At 44.7% G+C, this 14,214-nt stretch carries 7 protein-coding genes, 11 tRNA genes and 3 rRNA genes; 3 read left to right on the top strand and 18 right to left on the bottom strand.

What is annotated here, in order from left to right; all coding sequences use genetic code 11:
• Nucleotides 1–209: 209 nt before the first annotated feature.
• From FAY30_RS03585 to FAY30_RS03520, 14 genes are all read right to left on the bottom strand, one after another.
• Nucleotides 210–283 (bottom strand) — tRNA-Ile (locus FAY30_RS03585).
• Nucleotides 284–288: 5 nt separating this feature from the next.
• A tRNA-Gly gene (locus FAY30_RS03580) sits at nucleotides 289–362 on the bottom strand.
• Between the two features lie 16 nt (nucleotides 363–378).
• Nucleotides 379–453, bottom strand: a tRNA-Gln gene (locus FAY30_RS03575).
• Nucleotides 454–469: 16 nt separating this feature from the next.
• Nucleotides 470–545 (bottom strand) — tRNA-His (locus FAY30_RS03570).
• 43 nt (nucleotides 546–588) lie between these two features.
• Nucleotides 589–665 (bottom strand) — tRNA-Asp (locus tag FAY30_RS03565).
• A gap of 3 nt (nucleotides 666–668) precedes the next feature.
• Nucleotides 669–742: transfer RNA gene (locus tag FAY30_RS03560), tRNA-Met, on the bottom strand.
• A 308-nt stretch (nucleotides 743–1,050) separates the two neighbouring features.
• Nucleotides 1,051–1,143 (bottom strand) — tRNA-Ser (locus FAY30_RS03555).
• A 26-nt stretch (nucleotides 1,144–1,169) separates the two neighbouring features.
• A tRNA-Met gene (locus tag FAY30_RS03550) sits at nucleotides 1,170–1,246 on the bottom strand.
• A gap of 28 nt (nucleotides 1,247–1,274) precedes the next feature.
• A tRNA-Pro gene (locus FAY30_RS03545) sits at nucleotides 1,275–1,351 on the bottom strand.
• 10 nt (nucleotides 1,352–1,361) lie between these two features.
• Nucleotides 1,362–1,438 (bottom strand) — tRNA-Arg (locus tag FAY30_RS03540).
• A gap of 22 nt (nucleotides 1,439–1,460) precedes the next feature.
• A tRNA-Glu gene (locus tag FAY30_RS03535) sits at nucleotides 1,461–1,535 on the bottom strand.
• A 40-nt stretch (nucleotides 1,536–1,575) separates the two neighbouring features.
• Nucleotides 1,576–1,692, bottom strand: a 5S ribosomal RNA gene (gene rrf / locus FAY30_RS03530).
• An 81-nt stretch (nucleotides 1,693–1,773) separates the two neighbouring features.
• Nucleotides 1,774–4,709, bottom strand: a 23S ribosomal RNA gene (locus FAY30_RS03525).
• Nucleotides 4,710–4,907: 198 nt separating this feature from the next.
• Nucleotides 4,908–6,457 (bottom strand): 16S ribosomal RNA (locus FAY30_RS03520).
• The 16S, 23S and 5S rRNA genes sit together here with 11 tRNA genes alongside, the layout of an rRNA operon.
• 402 nt (nucleotides 6,458–6,859) lie before the next feature.
• Here FAY30_RS03520 and FAY30_RS03515 point away from each other — a divergent pair.
• Genes FAY30_RS03515 through FAY30_RS03505 form a run of 3 tightly spaced genes read left to right on the top strand, consistent with a single transcriptional unit; the run spans nucleotide 6,860 to nucleotide 10,579 of the window.
• Nucleotides 6,860–8,359, top strand: coding sequence for a spore germination protein (locus FAY30_RS03515; RefSeq protein ID WP_149868593.1), 1,500 nt, complete (start codon nucleotides 6,860–6,862; stop codon nucleotides 8,357–8,359).
• Nucleotides 8,356–9,462, top strand: coding sequence for a GerAB/ArcD/ProY family transporter (locus FAY30_RS03510; RefSeq protein ID WP_190284803.1), 1,107 nt, complete (start codon nucleotides 8,356–8,358; stop codon nucleotides 9,460–9,462). The genes FAY30_RS03515 and FAY30_RS03510 overlap by 4 nt, the downstream gene beginning before the upstream one ends.
• On the top strand, nucleotides 9,446–10,579 hold the full coding sequence (locus FAY30_RS03505; RefSeq protein ID WP_149868591.1) for a Ger(x)C family spore germination protein: 1,134 nt from the start codon (nucleotides 9,446–9,448) through the stop codon (nucleotides 10,577–10,579). The genes FAY30_RS03510 and FAY30_RS03505 overlap by 17 nt, the downstream gene beginning before the upstream one ends.
• Nucleotides 10,580–10,678: 99 nt before the next feature.
• On the opposite strand, the gene FAY30_RS03500 is transcribed toward FAY30_RS03505, so the two are convergent.
• Genes FAY30_RS03500 through FAY30_RS03485 form a run of 4 tightly spaced genes read right to left on the bottom strand, consistent with a single transcriptional unit; the run spans nucleotide 10,679 to nucleotide 14,098 of the window.
• Nucleotides 10,679–11,224, bottom strand: a complete 546-nt coding sequence (locus FAY30_RS03500) for a PepSY-associated TM helix domain-containing protein (protein WP_149868590.1) — start codon at nucleotides 11,222–11,224, stop codon at nucleotides 10,679–10,681.
• A gap of 45 nt (nucleotides 11,225–11,269) precedes the next feature.
• Entirely contained in the window at nucleotides 11,270–12,436 is a 1,167-nt protein-coding gene (locus FAY30_RS03495; RefSeq protein ID WP_149868589.1) for an ABC transporter permease, read from the bottom strand.
• Nucleotides 12,414–13,124 carry an ABC transporter ATP-binding protein gene (locus FAY30_RS03490; protein ID WP_149868588.1) on the bottom strand — a complete coding sequence of 237 codons (711 nt, stop codon included), beginning with the start codon at nucleotides 13,122–13,124 and terminating at the stop codon, nucleotides 12,414–12,416. Before FAY30_RS03490 ends, FAY30_RS03495 begins: the two co-directional genes overlap by 23 nt.
• Entirely contained in the window at nucleotides 13,124–14,098 is a 975-nt protein-coding gene (locus tag FAY30_RS03485) for an efflux RND transporter periplasmic adaptor subunit (RefSeq protein WP_149868587.1), read from the bottom strand. Before FAY30_RS03485 ends, FAY30_RS03490 begins: the two co-directional genes overlap by 1 nt.
• Between the last annotated feature and the right edge of the window lie 116 nt (nucleotides 14,099–14,214).

Raw genomic sequence — 14,214 nt, 5'->3', positions numbered from 1 at the left:
TTGAAATTGTCTTGATGTTTGGCTGAAGATTCACTTAAACATTGATATAGAAAATCACGGCCACCATTTTGTAGCTACTTCGATTTAAAAAGAATAAACAAATACAATTAATTGAAATGAAGCACCATTGATTGTTTAAAAAGAAAAAGTGCCTAACCCTCAATAGTTATTACTACATCGGGATCAGACACTTTTTATAATTTATATGATGGGCCTAAATGGACTCGAACCATCGACCTCACGCTTATCAGGCGTGCGCTCTAACCAGCTGAGCTATAGGCCCCTAAATGGAGCGGGTGATGAGAATCGAACTCACAACATCAGCTTGGAAGGCTGAGGTTTTACCACTAAACTACACCCGCAACTGAAAAAGTATGATGGCTGGGCTAGCTGGATTTGAACCAACGCATGTCGCAGTCAAAGTGCGATGCCTTACCGCTTGGCTATAGCCCAATAAATGAAATGGAAATGGGGCGGCTGATGGGAATCGAACCCACGAATGTCGGAACCACAATCCGATGCGTTAACCACTTCGCCACAACCGCCAAAATCTATATATCAATAGTAGACAACCTACTAGGAAACAGATGGCGGTCCGGACGGGACTCGAACCCGCGACCTCCTGCGTGACAGGCAGGCATTCTAACCAACTGAACTACCGGACCAAATTGCGGGGACAGGATTTGAACCTGCGACCTTCGGGTTATGAGCCCGACGAGCTACCGGACTGCTCCACCCCGCGATAATAAAAATTATAAAGTTTTGCCCATGCTCAAAGCATACATGGACTGTATCAATCTCAGCAAGCATATTCAAGCAGCAGCTCGATTGATACAACTCGCAGTTTATTCATTGAAGCAACGCTCGTTGCTCCACCCCGCGATAATAAAAATTATAAAGTTTTGCCCATGCTCAAAGCATACATGGACTGTATCAATCTCAGCAAGCATATTCAAGCAGCAGCTCGATTGATACAACTCGCAGTTTATTCATTGAAGCAACGCTCGTTGCTCCACCCCGCGATAATAATAATAAAGTTTTGTGATTTAATGGAGGAGGAAGAGGGATTCGAACCCCCGCGCGGTTTGATCCGCCTGTCGGTTTTCAAGACCGATCCCTTCAGCCAGACTTGGGTATTCCTCCATTTTATAAAAAATCACAAAGTCATATGGTAGCGGCGGAGGGGATCGAACCCCCGACCTTACGGGTATGAACCGTACGCTCTAGCCAGCTGAGCTACACCGCCAAAACATAAATCATTTAAAAGCTTCGACTGGTCGGGAAGACAGGATTCGAACCTGCGACCCCTTGGTCCCAAACCAAGTGCTCTACCAAGCTGAGCTACTTCCCGATAACACTAATGGCGCGCCCGAAAGGAGTCGAACCCATAACCTTCTGATCCGTAGTCAGACGCTCTATCCAATTGAGCTACGGGCGCATAATTGTTCATGATATAGATATGGTGACCCCTACGGGATTCGAACCCGTGTTACCGCCGTGAAAGGGCGGTGTCTTAACCGCTTGACCAAGGGGCCATAGTAATTTTTGGCAAAATAATAGCCCCAAAGGGGCTTAGCCTGGCAACGTCCTACTCTCACAGGGGCGCATGCCCCAACTACCATCGGCGCTGAGAAGCTTAACTTCCGTGTTCGGTATGGGAACGGGTGTGACCTTCTCGCCATTGTTACCAGACTATTTATTTGAGGTTTCATTCCCTCAAAACTAGATAATGCAGAAGAAGTTTTTTGTAAAAACGAGTTCAACCACTTAAAAATGGTTAAGTCCTCGATCGATTAGTATCAGTCAGCTCCACATGTCGCCACGCTTCCACCTCTGACCTATCAACCTGATCATCTTTCAGGGATCTTACTAGCTTGACGCTATGGGAAATCTCATCTTGAGGGGGGCTTCATGCTTAGATGCTTTCAGCACTTATCCCGTCCGCACATAGCTACCCAGCGATGCCTTTGGCAAGACAACTGGTACACCAGCGGTGCGTCCATCCCGGTCCTCTCGTACTAAGGACAGCTCCTCTCAAATTTCCTGCGCCCACGACGGATAGGGACCGAACTGTCTCACGACGTTCTGAACCCAGCTCGCGTACCGCTTTAATGGGCGAACAGCCCAACCCTTGGGACCGACTACAGCCCCAGGATGCGATGAGCCGACATCGAGGTGCCAAACCTCCCCGTCGATGTGGACTCTTGGGGGAGATAAGCCTGTTATCCCCGGGGTAGCTTTTATCCGTTGAGCGATGGCCCTTCCATGCGGAACCACCGGATCACTAAGCCCGACTTTCGTCCCTGCTCGACTTGTAGGTCTCGCAGTCAAGCTCCCTTGTGCCTTTACACTCTACGAATGATTTCCAACCATTCTGAGGGAACCTTTGGGCGCCTCCGTTACTCTTTAGGAGGCGACCGCCCCAGTCAAACTGCCCACCTGACACTGTCTCCCACCCCGATCAGGGGTGCGGGTTAGAATTTCAATACAGCCAGGGTAGTATCCCACCGACGCCTCCACCGAAGCTAGCGCTCCGGCTTCTCAGGCTCCTACCTATCCTGTACAAGCTGTACCAAAATTCAATATCAGGCTACAGTAAAGCTCCACGGGGTCTTTCCGTCCTGTCGCGGGTAACCTGCATCTTCACAGGTACTATAATTTCACCGAGTCTCTCGTTGAGACAGTGCCCAGATCGTTACGCCTTTCGTGCGGGTCGGAACTTACCCGACAAGGAATTTCGCTACCTTAGGACCGTTATAGTTACGGCCGCCGTTTACTGGGGCTTCGATTCAGAGCTTCGCTTGCGCTAACCCCTCCTCTTAACCTTCCAGCACCGGGCAGGCGTCAGCCCCTATACTTCGCCTTGCGGCTTCGCAGAGACCTGTGTTTTTGCTAAACAGTCGCCTGGGCCTATTCACTGCGGCTCTTCAGGGCTATGAACCCTAAAGAGCACCCCTTCTCCCGAAGTTACGGGGTCATTTTGCCGAGTTCCTTAACGAGAGTTCTCTCGCTCACCTTAGGATTCTCTCCTCGCCTACCTGTGTCGGTTTGCGGTACGGGCACCTTGAATCTCGCTAGAGGCTTTTCTTGGCAGTGTGGAATCAGGAACTTCGGTACTAAATTTCCCTCGCTGTCACAGCTCAGCCTTTACGGTGAACGGATTTTCCTATTCACCAGCCTAACTGCTTAGACGCGCATATCCAACAGCGCGCTTACCCTATCCTCCTGCGTCCCCCCATCACTCAAACGATTCATAGGTGGTACAGGAATATCAACCTGTTGTCCATCGCCTACGCCTTTCGGCCTCGGCTTAGGTCCCGACTAACCCTGAGCGGACGAGCCTTCCTCAGGAAACCTTAGGCATACGGTGGATGAGATTCTCACTCATCTTTCGCTACTCATACCGGCATTCTCACTTCTAAGCGCTCCACCAGTCCTTACGGTCTAGCTTCAACGCCCTTAGAACGCTCTCCTACCACTGACACCAACGGTGTCAATCCACAGCTTCGGTGATACGTTTAGCCCCGGTACATTTTCGGCGCAGAGTCACTCGACCAGTGAGCTATTACGCACTCTTTAAATGGTGGCTGCTTCTAAGCCAACATCCTGGTTGTCTAAGCAACTCCACATCCTTTTCCACTTAACGTATACTTTGGGACCTTAGCTGGTGGTCTGGGCTGTTTCCCTTTCGACTACGGATCTTATCACTCGCAGTCTGACTCCCACGGATAAGTCTTTGGCATTCGGAGTTTGTCTGAATTCGGTAACCCGATGAGGGCCCCTAGTCCAAACAGTGCTCTACCTCCAAGACTCTAACAACGTGAGGCTAGCCCTAAAGCTATTTCGGAGAGAACCAGCTATCTCCAAGTTCGATTGGAATTTCTCCGCTACCCACACCTCATCCCCGCACTTTTCAACGTGCGTGGGTTCGGGCCTCCATCCAGTGTTACCTGGACTTCACCCTGGACATGGGTAGATCACCTGGTTTCGGGTCTACGACCACATACTCAAACGCCCTATTCAGACTCGCTTTCGCTGCGGCTCCGTCTCTTCAACTTAACCTTGCATGGGATCGTAACTCGCCGGTTCATTCTACAAAAGGCACGCCATCACCCATAAACGGGCTCTGACTACTTGTAGGCACACGGTTTCAGGAACTATTTCACTCCCCTTCCGGGGTGCTTTTCACCTTTCCCTCACGGTACTGGTTCACTATCGGTCACTAGGGAGTATTTAGCCTTGGGAGATGGTCCTCCCTGCTTCCGACCGGATTTCACGTGTCCGGCCGTACTCAGGATCCACTCAGGAGGGAACGAAGTTTCAACTACAGGGCTTTTACCTTCTCTGGCTGACCTTTCCAGGTCGCTTCATTTACCCCGTTCCTTTGTAACTCCATGTTGAGTGTCCTACAACCCCAAGAGGCAAGCCTCTTGGTTTGGGCTATGTCCCGTTTCGCTCGCCGCTACTCAGGGAATCGCGTTTGCTTTCTCTTCCTCCGGGTACTTAGATGTTTCAGTTCCCCGGGTATGCCTTCTGTACCCTATGTATTCAGGTAAAGATACTGTTCCATTACGAACAGTGGGTTTCCCCATTCGGAAATCTCCGGATCAAAGCTTACTTACAGCTCCCCGAAGCATATCGGTGTTAGTCCCGTCCTTCATCGGCTCCTAGTGCCAAGGCATTCACCGTGCGCCCTTTCTAACTTAACCTAAAAAGGTTTATAACTCTTATTCAATAAGAGAGAAAAACTAAAATGGCGATTACTCGATGTTTACTTTGCTTCTTCTTACGATTATCTAGTTTTCAAGGAACGATTAAAAAAAGCTTTGAGAGAATTGCTCCCTCAAAACTAAACAAACAAGAAACGTCAACCTTATTATCAGTCCAAAGGACTGCATTATCCTTAGAAAGGAGGTGATCCAGCCGCACCTTCCGATACGGCTACCTTGTTACGACTTCACCCCAATCATCTGTCCCACCTTAGGCGGCTGGCTCCTTACGGTTACCCCACCGACTTCGGGTGTTACAAACTCTCGTGGTGTGACGGGCGGTGTGTACAAGGCCCGGGAACGTATTCACCGCGGCATGCTGATCCGCGATTACTAGCGATTCCGGCTTCATGCAGGCGAGTTGCAGCCTGCAATCCGAACTGAGAATGGTTTTATGGGATTGGCTAAACCTTGCGGTCTCGCAGCCCTTTGTACCATCCATTGTAGCACGTGTGTAGCCCAGGTCATAAGGGGCATGATGATTTGACGTCATCCCCACCTTCCTCCGGTTTGTCACCGGCAGTCACCTTAGAGTGCCCAACTGAATGCTGGCAACTAAGATCAAGGGTTGCGCTCGTTGCGGGACTTAACCCAACATCTCACGACACGAGCTGACGACAACCATGCACCACCTGTCACTCTGTCCCCCGAAGGGGAACGTCCTATCTCTAGGAGTGTCAGAGGATGTCAAGACCTGGTAAGGTTCTTCGCGTTGCTTCGAATTAAACCACATGCTCCACCGCTTGTGCGGGCCCCCGTCAATTCCTTTGAGTTTCAGCCTTGCGGCCGTACTCCCCAGGCGGAGTGCTTAATGCGTTAGCTGCAGCACTAAGGGGCGGAAACCCCCTAACACTTAGCACTCATCGTTTACGGCGTGGACTACCAGGGTATCTAATCCTGTTTGCTCCCCACGCTTTCGCGCCTCAGCGTCAGTTACAGACCAGAAAGCCGCCTTCGCCACTGGTGTTCCTCCACATCTCTACGCATTTCACCGCTACACGTGGAATTCCGCTTTCCTCTTCTGCACTCAAGTCCCCCAGTTTCCAATGACCCTCCACGGTTGAGCCGTGGGCTTTCACATCAGACTTAAAGGACCGCCTGCGCGCGCTTTACGCCCAATAATTCCGGACAACGCTTGCCACCTACGTATTACCGCGGCTGCTGGCACGTAGTTAGCCGTGGCTTTCTGGTTAGGTACCGTCAAGGTACCGGCAGTTACTCCGATACTTGTTCTTCCCTAACAACAGAGCTTTACGACCCGAAGGCCTTCATCGCTCACGCGGCGTTGCTCCATCAGACTTTCGTCCATTGTGGAAGATTCCCTACTGCTGCCTCCCGTAGGAGTCTGGGCCGTGTCTCAGTCCCAGTGTGGCCGATCACCCTCTCAGGTCGGCTACGCATCGTCGCCTTGGTGAGCCGTTACCTCACCAACTAGCTAATGCGCCGCGGGCCCATCTGTAAGTGTCAGCCGAAACCGACTTTCAGCTTTTCCTCATGAGAGGAAAAGAATTATCCGGTATTAGCTCCGGTTTCCCGAAGTTATCCCAGTCTTACAGGCAGGTTGCCCACGTGTTACTCACCCGTCCGCCGCTAACCAACGGGAGCAAGCTCCCATTGATTCGCTCGACTTGCATGTATTAGGCACGCCGCCAGCGTTCGTCCTGAGCCAGGATCAAACTCTCCAAAAAAGTTGAGTTGATTAGCTCATAAAATAAAACGTTGGCTTAGTTTCTATAAGAAGAAACTAATAATTTATTGTTTGTTGACGTTTTTGTTTGTTTAGTTTTCAAAGAACAATTTCGCCGCTTCTTTCAGAAGCAACTTTATTACTATACCATTTCGCTTTTAGAATGTCAAATACTATTTTAAAATAATATTTTTCTAATCAGCGAGGTTTTTATTTTATCAAACACTACCATTTCTGTCAACTAATGAAAGAATTATTTTTCAACAATGTGTCATTTCCCTCATCAGGATTACTATATTACTATCATGCTTCATGAAAGTCAACTATTAATTTTATTAAAAGAATAAAGTGAAAGAATACTGTAAAACATAAACTGTACATTTCTTACCGAGGAGTTCCTTATATGAAGAAAAAGCAATCTCCCTTTCACAAAGATAAGAATGAGCAGCCATCAGCTATTGACGATTCCTCCTTTGAAAACCGCATAGAGTTCATTAAGAATTCTTTCGGTAATACAGAGGATTTATTGAAGATCCCTATTATTTATAAAAATGAACAAGGTGTAATATTTTATTTAGCAACTATTTCTGATTCAGAAAAGATTCAAGAAAGCATCTTATTCCCATTAGTTCATCCTACTGAAGTGGACTTTGGAGACATTCCATTTACAGCAGAAACACATCATAAGATTTCACTTGGTGACACAGTTTCTTCCCTGTTACAAGGAAATTCAATTGTAATTATACACGGAATTGATGATATTTTTTCATTTAATACTATTAAAGACCTGACAAGGAGCCCTAAAGAACCTGATAGTGAAAAAGCTGTAAGAGGATCACATGTTGGATTTGTTGAAAGTCTATCAACCAATATCGGTTTTATTAGGCAAGGTATTGAGAGCAGGCACCTGACGATTAATTTCCATCATATCGGCAAATACTCCAACACCAAAATAGCCATTATCTATGTAGAGGGCATTGCAAATCCAAAGTTGGTAAAAAGACTCGAAGATCGAATAAAAACCTTATCCATTGATATGGTTTTTAGCCCCGGGTACTTAGAAGAGATTGTTGAGGATCGGCCGTTATCACCATTTCCTCAAATCCTTTATACAGAAAGACCTGACCGGACAATTGCCCAATTAATGGAGGGAAGAATCGTCCTCATGTCGGAGGGAAGCTGTGATGTGATTATTTTGCCTGTCTCATTTTTTTCCTTCTTTCAAACGACAGATGATTATAACAGCCGGATCATCACGGGTTCTTTTTTTCGTTGTTTACGAGTAATGAGTTTTATTATCTCCCTTCTTTTACCTGGTTTGTATATCGCGATTATTGGCTACCATTTTGAAATTATACCAAGTGAAATCTTAGTGCTCGTCAAAAATTCAGTAGAAAACATTCCTTTTCCTCCTTTAATTGAAGCAATCATCATGGCGTTTACGATTGAATTAATTCGCGAAGCAGGGATACGCCTTCCTACACCAATCGGGCAAACCATTGGGATTGTTGGCGGTTTAATTATCGGAGATGCCATTGTTTCTGCTGGATTAGTATCGAATATTATGGTCATTGTCATTGCCCTTACTGCCATTTCATCCTTTACCATTGCATCTTACGAAATGAGTAACACGGTACGGATTCTTACTTTTCCTATTATGCTTGCCGCTGCTAGCTTTGGTTTCGTCGGGATCATTTTCTCCTTAATGTTTATCGTTGGCCACCTTTGTAAACTGGAGTCTTTGGGGACACCTTATTTCACCCCTGTTGCACCATTTAGTTTGCAGGGGATGAAGGATGCGATTATACGCTTTCCGGTTTGGATGTTATCGGAGCGTCCAAGGGACCTGCTTGTAAAAAATCAAAAACGACTACATCGTCCAAGAAGATGGGAAAAAGAATGAAAAACGAAAATCAAATGACCAAACTCCAGATGATTACCTTTTTATTACAAACCCAAATAGGAGTGGCCTTTCTCTCACTCCCTTTTGATATTCACAAATATGCCAAAGGGGATAGCTGGATATCGCTCCTCTTGACAGGCTTTTTTATGGAGATTCTCGTTATTTTCTATCTTATTTTATGTCATCGATTTCCTAATCAGCATTTATTTCAAATCCTGGAGTCGATTTTCGGAAAAGCAGCCGGTAAATGCTTTACCCTTTTATATATTGGTTATTTCTTATTAACCGGTTCCACTATTATCGTTTTATTTGTTTATATTTTGAAAAAGTGGATGTTACCGTACACTCCCTACTGGGTCATCGTTTTTTTAATGGTTATTATGGGGATCTATATTGCCATTGAAAATTTAAATGTGATCGCCAGGTTTTACTTCATTGCCACGTTTATTCTTTTTTTGTTTATTGTCATCCCTCCTATTGCTTTTAAAGATGGAAATTTTCATTTCATCATGCCTATTGGTTATTCAGGCATGACCAATATCATAAAGGGAGCGGCCCATGCTACACTGGCTTGGCAGGGAATGGAAACCTTTCTTTTAATTGCCCCGTTTGTCATGGCAACCGCCAAAGAAAAGGCAAAAGCAGTTACCCTGGCAAACGTATTGATCACCTTTTTCTATTCATTCTTAACGTTTATTTGCTTAATTTACTTTAGTAATGATGAAATTAGGTTGCTGCCACAGCCTGTCCTTTACCTGTTAAAATCTTTTTCCTTTAAAATTATTGAACGGCCGGACTTAATTATTATTTCTTTTTGGATTATTTTAGTCGGGACATCCTTTATTAGCTATCTTTACGGTGCATCGTTCGCTTCAGTCTATCTGTTTAAAAAACGAACAAGGAAACCGTTCGTGTATGGAGCTGCCTGTATTTGTTTTTTCTTTGCCCTCTTTTTTAATGGAGAAGATAAGATGGAAAAATTAACAAAGTATACTACCTATACCGGTTTCATCTTCTTGATAGCCATACCTGTATTTCTGTTAGTGATTTCATTACTTTTTAAAAAACGGCAGAAGGGTGAAGTGAATGAGGAGAACTATTAGGAGGCTCCTGGTAATCTGTTGTATTCCCATTATATTAACCGGCTGCTGGGATCAGCGGCTCTTAAAGGAGCAAAAATTAATCTTGCTGGTAGGCTTCGATCTTAATCAGAAGGGTGAGGTAACTGCCAGCACCGCATACCCCATTGGTAAAGGGGGCATAGGGAAATCCAATTCACCTGCTACAACGAAAAGTACGATTCTTACGACAAAGGGGAAAACAGCTTTAGAGTCACTGCTGCATGCTGATTTCAGAATCTCGGAAAGGATTGATATTTCTAAAACCCGCGTGGTCTTATTTGGAGAACAGCTTGCGAAAAAGGGAATTTATCCGGAGCTCGATCATATTTACCGGAATCCAAAAGGGGCTCTTGGGGCAAAAGTAGCAATTATTCAAGGCGAAGCAATAGATGCGGTGCGCATTAATCAAGAGGAAGCCGATTTAAATGGGCAATATTATGATGAATTTTTAAAAAGCGGTGAAGCAACCGGCTTTTATACAAACTTTAATGTTCAATCGGTCTGCCCCTTATTGCTAAAACACACAAAGGACCCGCTGCTGCCGCTAATAGAGGTTCATAAAAACAGTCATCGGGCCCATTCAGTAGGAATGGCGCTATTTAATAATGAAAAAATGACGGGAAAACTAAATATTACAGAAGCCAAGATGTTTATGCTGCTTAGTGGTAAAAAAAATCAAAAGGTCTCACTTTGGGTGATGACCAGTGATCAACAAAAAGTTAACCAAGAGAACTTTGTCATCATTGAGATTCTTCATACCAGGCAAAAAACAAAATTAAAGGTGAACAATGATGCTGTTACGGCAAATATCTCGCTGAAATTGCAATATCGGATTTCAGAGTATCCGAAAAACCATTTAACCAATTCACTTCTATTACAGCAGCTGAACAAAGAAATTAAAAAAAGTTTAACAAAAACCGCCGAGAGAACTATCGCAAAATTGCAGAAAGCCAATTGTGACGGGCTTGGCATTGAGGAGGAGATTAAAGTACATCATACTAAATTGTGGGAGAAGAAATACAAAAATGTTGCTTTCAAGGAAATACCCATAAAAACGAAGCTTGAATTTGAACTGATTAATTCCGGAATTATTAATTAACTGTCCTAGAGGCAAAGGGAAAGCGAACAGTGCTTGGCACTGTTCGCTACATTTACTCTTTGGGAAAAAGGTGTCAGAACTCCCGTGAGTTTATCTTTTTCAAATCGGGAGACTGTCCCCCGCTGCTTTCTTTCTCTTTTTTCCGGCACGAAGCACTTTCAATGATAAATAAATTCCGGAAGCAGTTAAGAAAATCATCGCAATTGCAGTAAGGTCAATTAACCACTTAATATTGATGTTTCCGAGTCTCCCCTCGTGAAGCCCTCTAATAATGCTCATGAAGGAACCTTGTGAACCACCTTCCCGGCCAAATTCTCGTGGTCTGTCAAAACCAGGAAATTGCCCCGAGGAATTAGGACTTGTTTGTCCTTGAGCCTGACCGGTTGAATTTGCTTGATTGTTAGACTGTGATTGTCCAGTTGACTGACCCCTGGTTTCACCTGATAGCGCTCCTGGATTAACGTCGGTTCCTCGCTGTTGTCCTGGCCCCGTCATCATCCCCGGCTGGAAATTACCTCTTTGTTCAGTCTGTGATTGGCCAATAAGCCAAGGCTCATTCATAATCAATCCAGTTATGGACTCCATTAGAATAAATATGGAACAAATGAGACCAATCCATAAGTGAGCTTTTCTTGTTTTCTTCATAAAACCACTCCTCTTTAATTAATATTTTTCATAAAGTACTCAAACCTACTGATAGCGCAGTGCCTGAATCGGATTTAATTTAGATGCTTTATTTGCTGGGAATACCCCGAACACAACTCCTACCAGCAGGGAAAATAAAAATGAAAATAGAATCACGGGTGCCGAGAAGGAAATACTCATATCCATGAGAGATGAAATAATTTTTCCTAAACCAAGTCCTAAAAGGATACCGACTAATCCGCCCAGTGCGCTTAAGACTATTGCCTCTATTAAAAATTGCAAAAGCACATCTCTCCTTTTCGCCCCAATTGCCTTTCTGATCCCAATTTCTTTTGTTCGTTCCGAAACAGAGACAAGCATGATATTCATAATCCCAATTCCACCGACGAGTAATGAGATACTTGCAATTCCTCCGAGCATCATTGTCATCGTATCATTGACAGAGCTCATCGTATCCATCACATCCTGCTGATTTGATACACCATAATCATCTGTTTTCCCCGGATACATCCCAGCAAGCGCTAATTTGACCTCATTCATCACAAAATCCATTTGCTCCTCACTTTTTCCTTGCAAATAAACCGTACTGATTATGGTGCTCCCTACTAAACGCTGACCGGTGCTAAGTGGAACAATCACGACATTATCTCCGCTTTGTCCCAAAGAGCTTCCTTTAGAAGCAAGCACACCGACGACTTTAAAAGAAGTACCTTCTATTTGAATTGATTGACCTACAGGGTTATCGCCTCCGAAGAAGGTTTCTGCTGTATCTGAGCCAAGGACAACTATTTTTTGCCGGTACTCTACATCCAAGTCAGTAATAAAACGCCCTTGACTAACCTCCGTATCACGAACATCGGCATAGGCTGCATTCGTACCTGTTAATATAATCTGCGAAGATGTCCTTTCTTTTTTCACATAGACTCTGCCTGAAACAACAGGTGATACGGCTTTTACAACGGTCAATTGATTTAATTCGCCAATCTTATCTTCTGTTAAATCGATATCTGTACTGTAGGTATTAATCGTTAAAAGGTTCGTTCCTAATTGATTGATCTGGCTTGTCACAGCTTTTGTTGAGCCTTGAGCAATCGACACAAGCACTATAACAGAAGCGACACCAATTATGATGCCGAGCATGGTGAGGACTGCCCGGAGCTTATTGCCTTTAATACTTCGAAGGGCCATTTTAATAGATTGCATGATTCCCAAGCAGCACACCCCCGTTCTCTACCAATTGGCCATCTTGAATACTGACCATCCGTTTTGCCTTTTTCGCAATCTCAAGATCATGAGTAATCAGAATGATTGTATGACCTAACTCGTTTAATTCCTTCATTAGCTCGAGAATCTCTTTGCTTGTTTTGCTATCAAGAGCACCAGTCGGTTCATCGGCCAGCAGAATCGCAGGTTTTCCAACGAGTGCTCTTGCAATTGCCACCCTTTGCTGCTGACCGCCAGATAGCTGGGTTGGCAAATGTCCTGCCCGTTCTTTTAAACCAACCTTACATAGGACTTCTAAGGCCAGTCCGCGTCTTTCCCGAGCTGAAATACCAGCATATAACAACGGAAGTTCAACATTTTCCAGCGCTGAAAGTTTGGCCAATAAATTAAAGTTTTGAAATATAAAGCCAATCTTTTGATTGCGAATCTTTGCTAGACTGTTGTCACCCATTTTTCCAATATCTTTCCCATCTAGCAGATAAGAACCATTATCCGGACGATCCAGGCAGCCGATCATATTCATTAACGTCGACTTACCTGAACCGGATGGACCAATAATGGCGATGAATTCACCCGTTTGGATTTCAAGGGAAACATCATTTAGGCCATGGACTGTTTCTCCGCCAAGTTTATACGTCTTCATCATGTTGCTTATTTTAATAATTGGTGAGTTCATTAATTGCCACTCCTTCCGCCGGGTGCTCCTTGTCCACCGCCGCTTGGAGGCATTCCACCGAAACCGCCGCCATTCATACCTCCCAAACCTTGCATCATCCTGCTTTTTTGATTAGAGGTGGAATTACCTGAAGAAAGCTGTGGTAATTGAACCGTATCACCAACTGTAACTCCTTCTGTTATCTCCACATATTCGTCTGTGGCAATCCCTGTTTTCACAGTCTTTTGCTCGGTTGTCACACCGTCCTCCTCTGTACCTGATGTTGCCGAAGTAACAATGACATATTTTTCACCATTGTTTGTATGGACAGCATCAATAGGTACATATAGGGCATCTTCTTTGCTCACTGTTAGGATACTTGCCTCATTACTCATCCCTACTTTAAGGTTTGTTGGTTGATCAATATGGACCGTGACATCAAATGTCGTTGTTCCGTTTTGTGAGTTCCCTTCTGCTGCAATATTCGTTACTTTCCCTGTATAGGCTGCATCAGGATACGCACTAACAGTTAAGTCCACTACCTGCTCATTTTTCACTTTCGGTATATCTAATTCATCCACCTGGACAACGGTTTGCAAATCATCATAGTTTGTTAGATGGGCTACAACTGTTCCATTTGTCACCCGCTCTCCTTCATTTACTGAAACCGTTGTAATCGTTCCTGCAGCCGGTGCCGTGATCGGATCGCTATCGTCTGTGAAGGTCACCAATTCGTCCCCTTCATTTACTTTGTCCCCTGCGGCCACTAATACTTCGTCGATTTCTGGATTATCCGCTGCTGCTTTAATATCAACACTTGTAACGGGTTCTACTGTTCCCGAAGCACTGATTTTTACTTCTAACTTTCCTTTTTGGACCGCAGCCGTTCGAACCTGTACAGCTGCCCCGCTTGTGCTGTTTTTTGAGTGATACCATTGATATCCGACAAAACCGATTACTAATACACTTATTAAAATCCAAATCCATTTTTTCATGTTCGTTCCTCTGCTCCTTTATCTATGATCCAACACCAAAGCAATTTATTTCATGAACCTATTATCATGGGCAAGCCTTAACTTATCCTTAATAAATAAAAAAAGTGTCTAACTTC

Origin of the sequence: Bacillus sp. S3 (assembly GCF_005154805.1) — a bacterium.
Taxonomy (GTDB): domain Bacteria; phylum Bacillota; class Bacilli; order Bacillales; family Cytobacillaceae; genus Neobacillus.
Note: the sequence above shows the minus strand (reverse complement) of the source record. Positions and strands in the feature narration are given on the sequence as shown.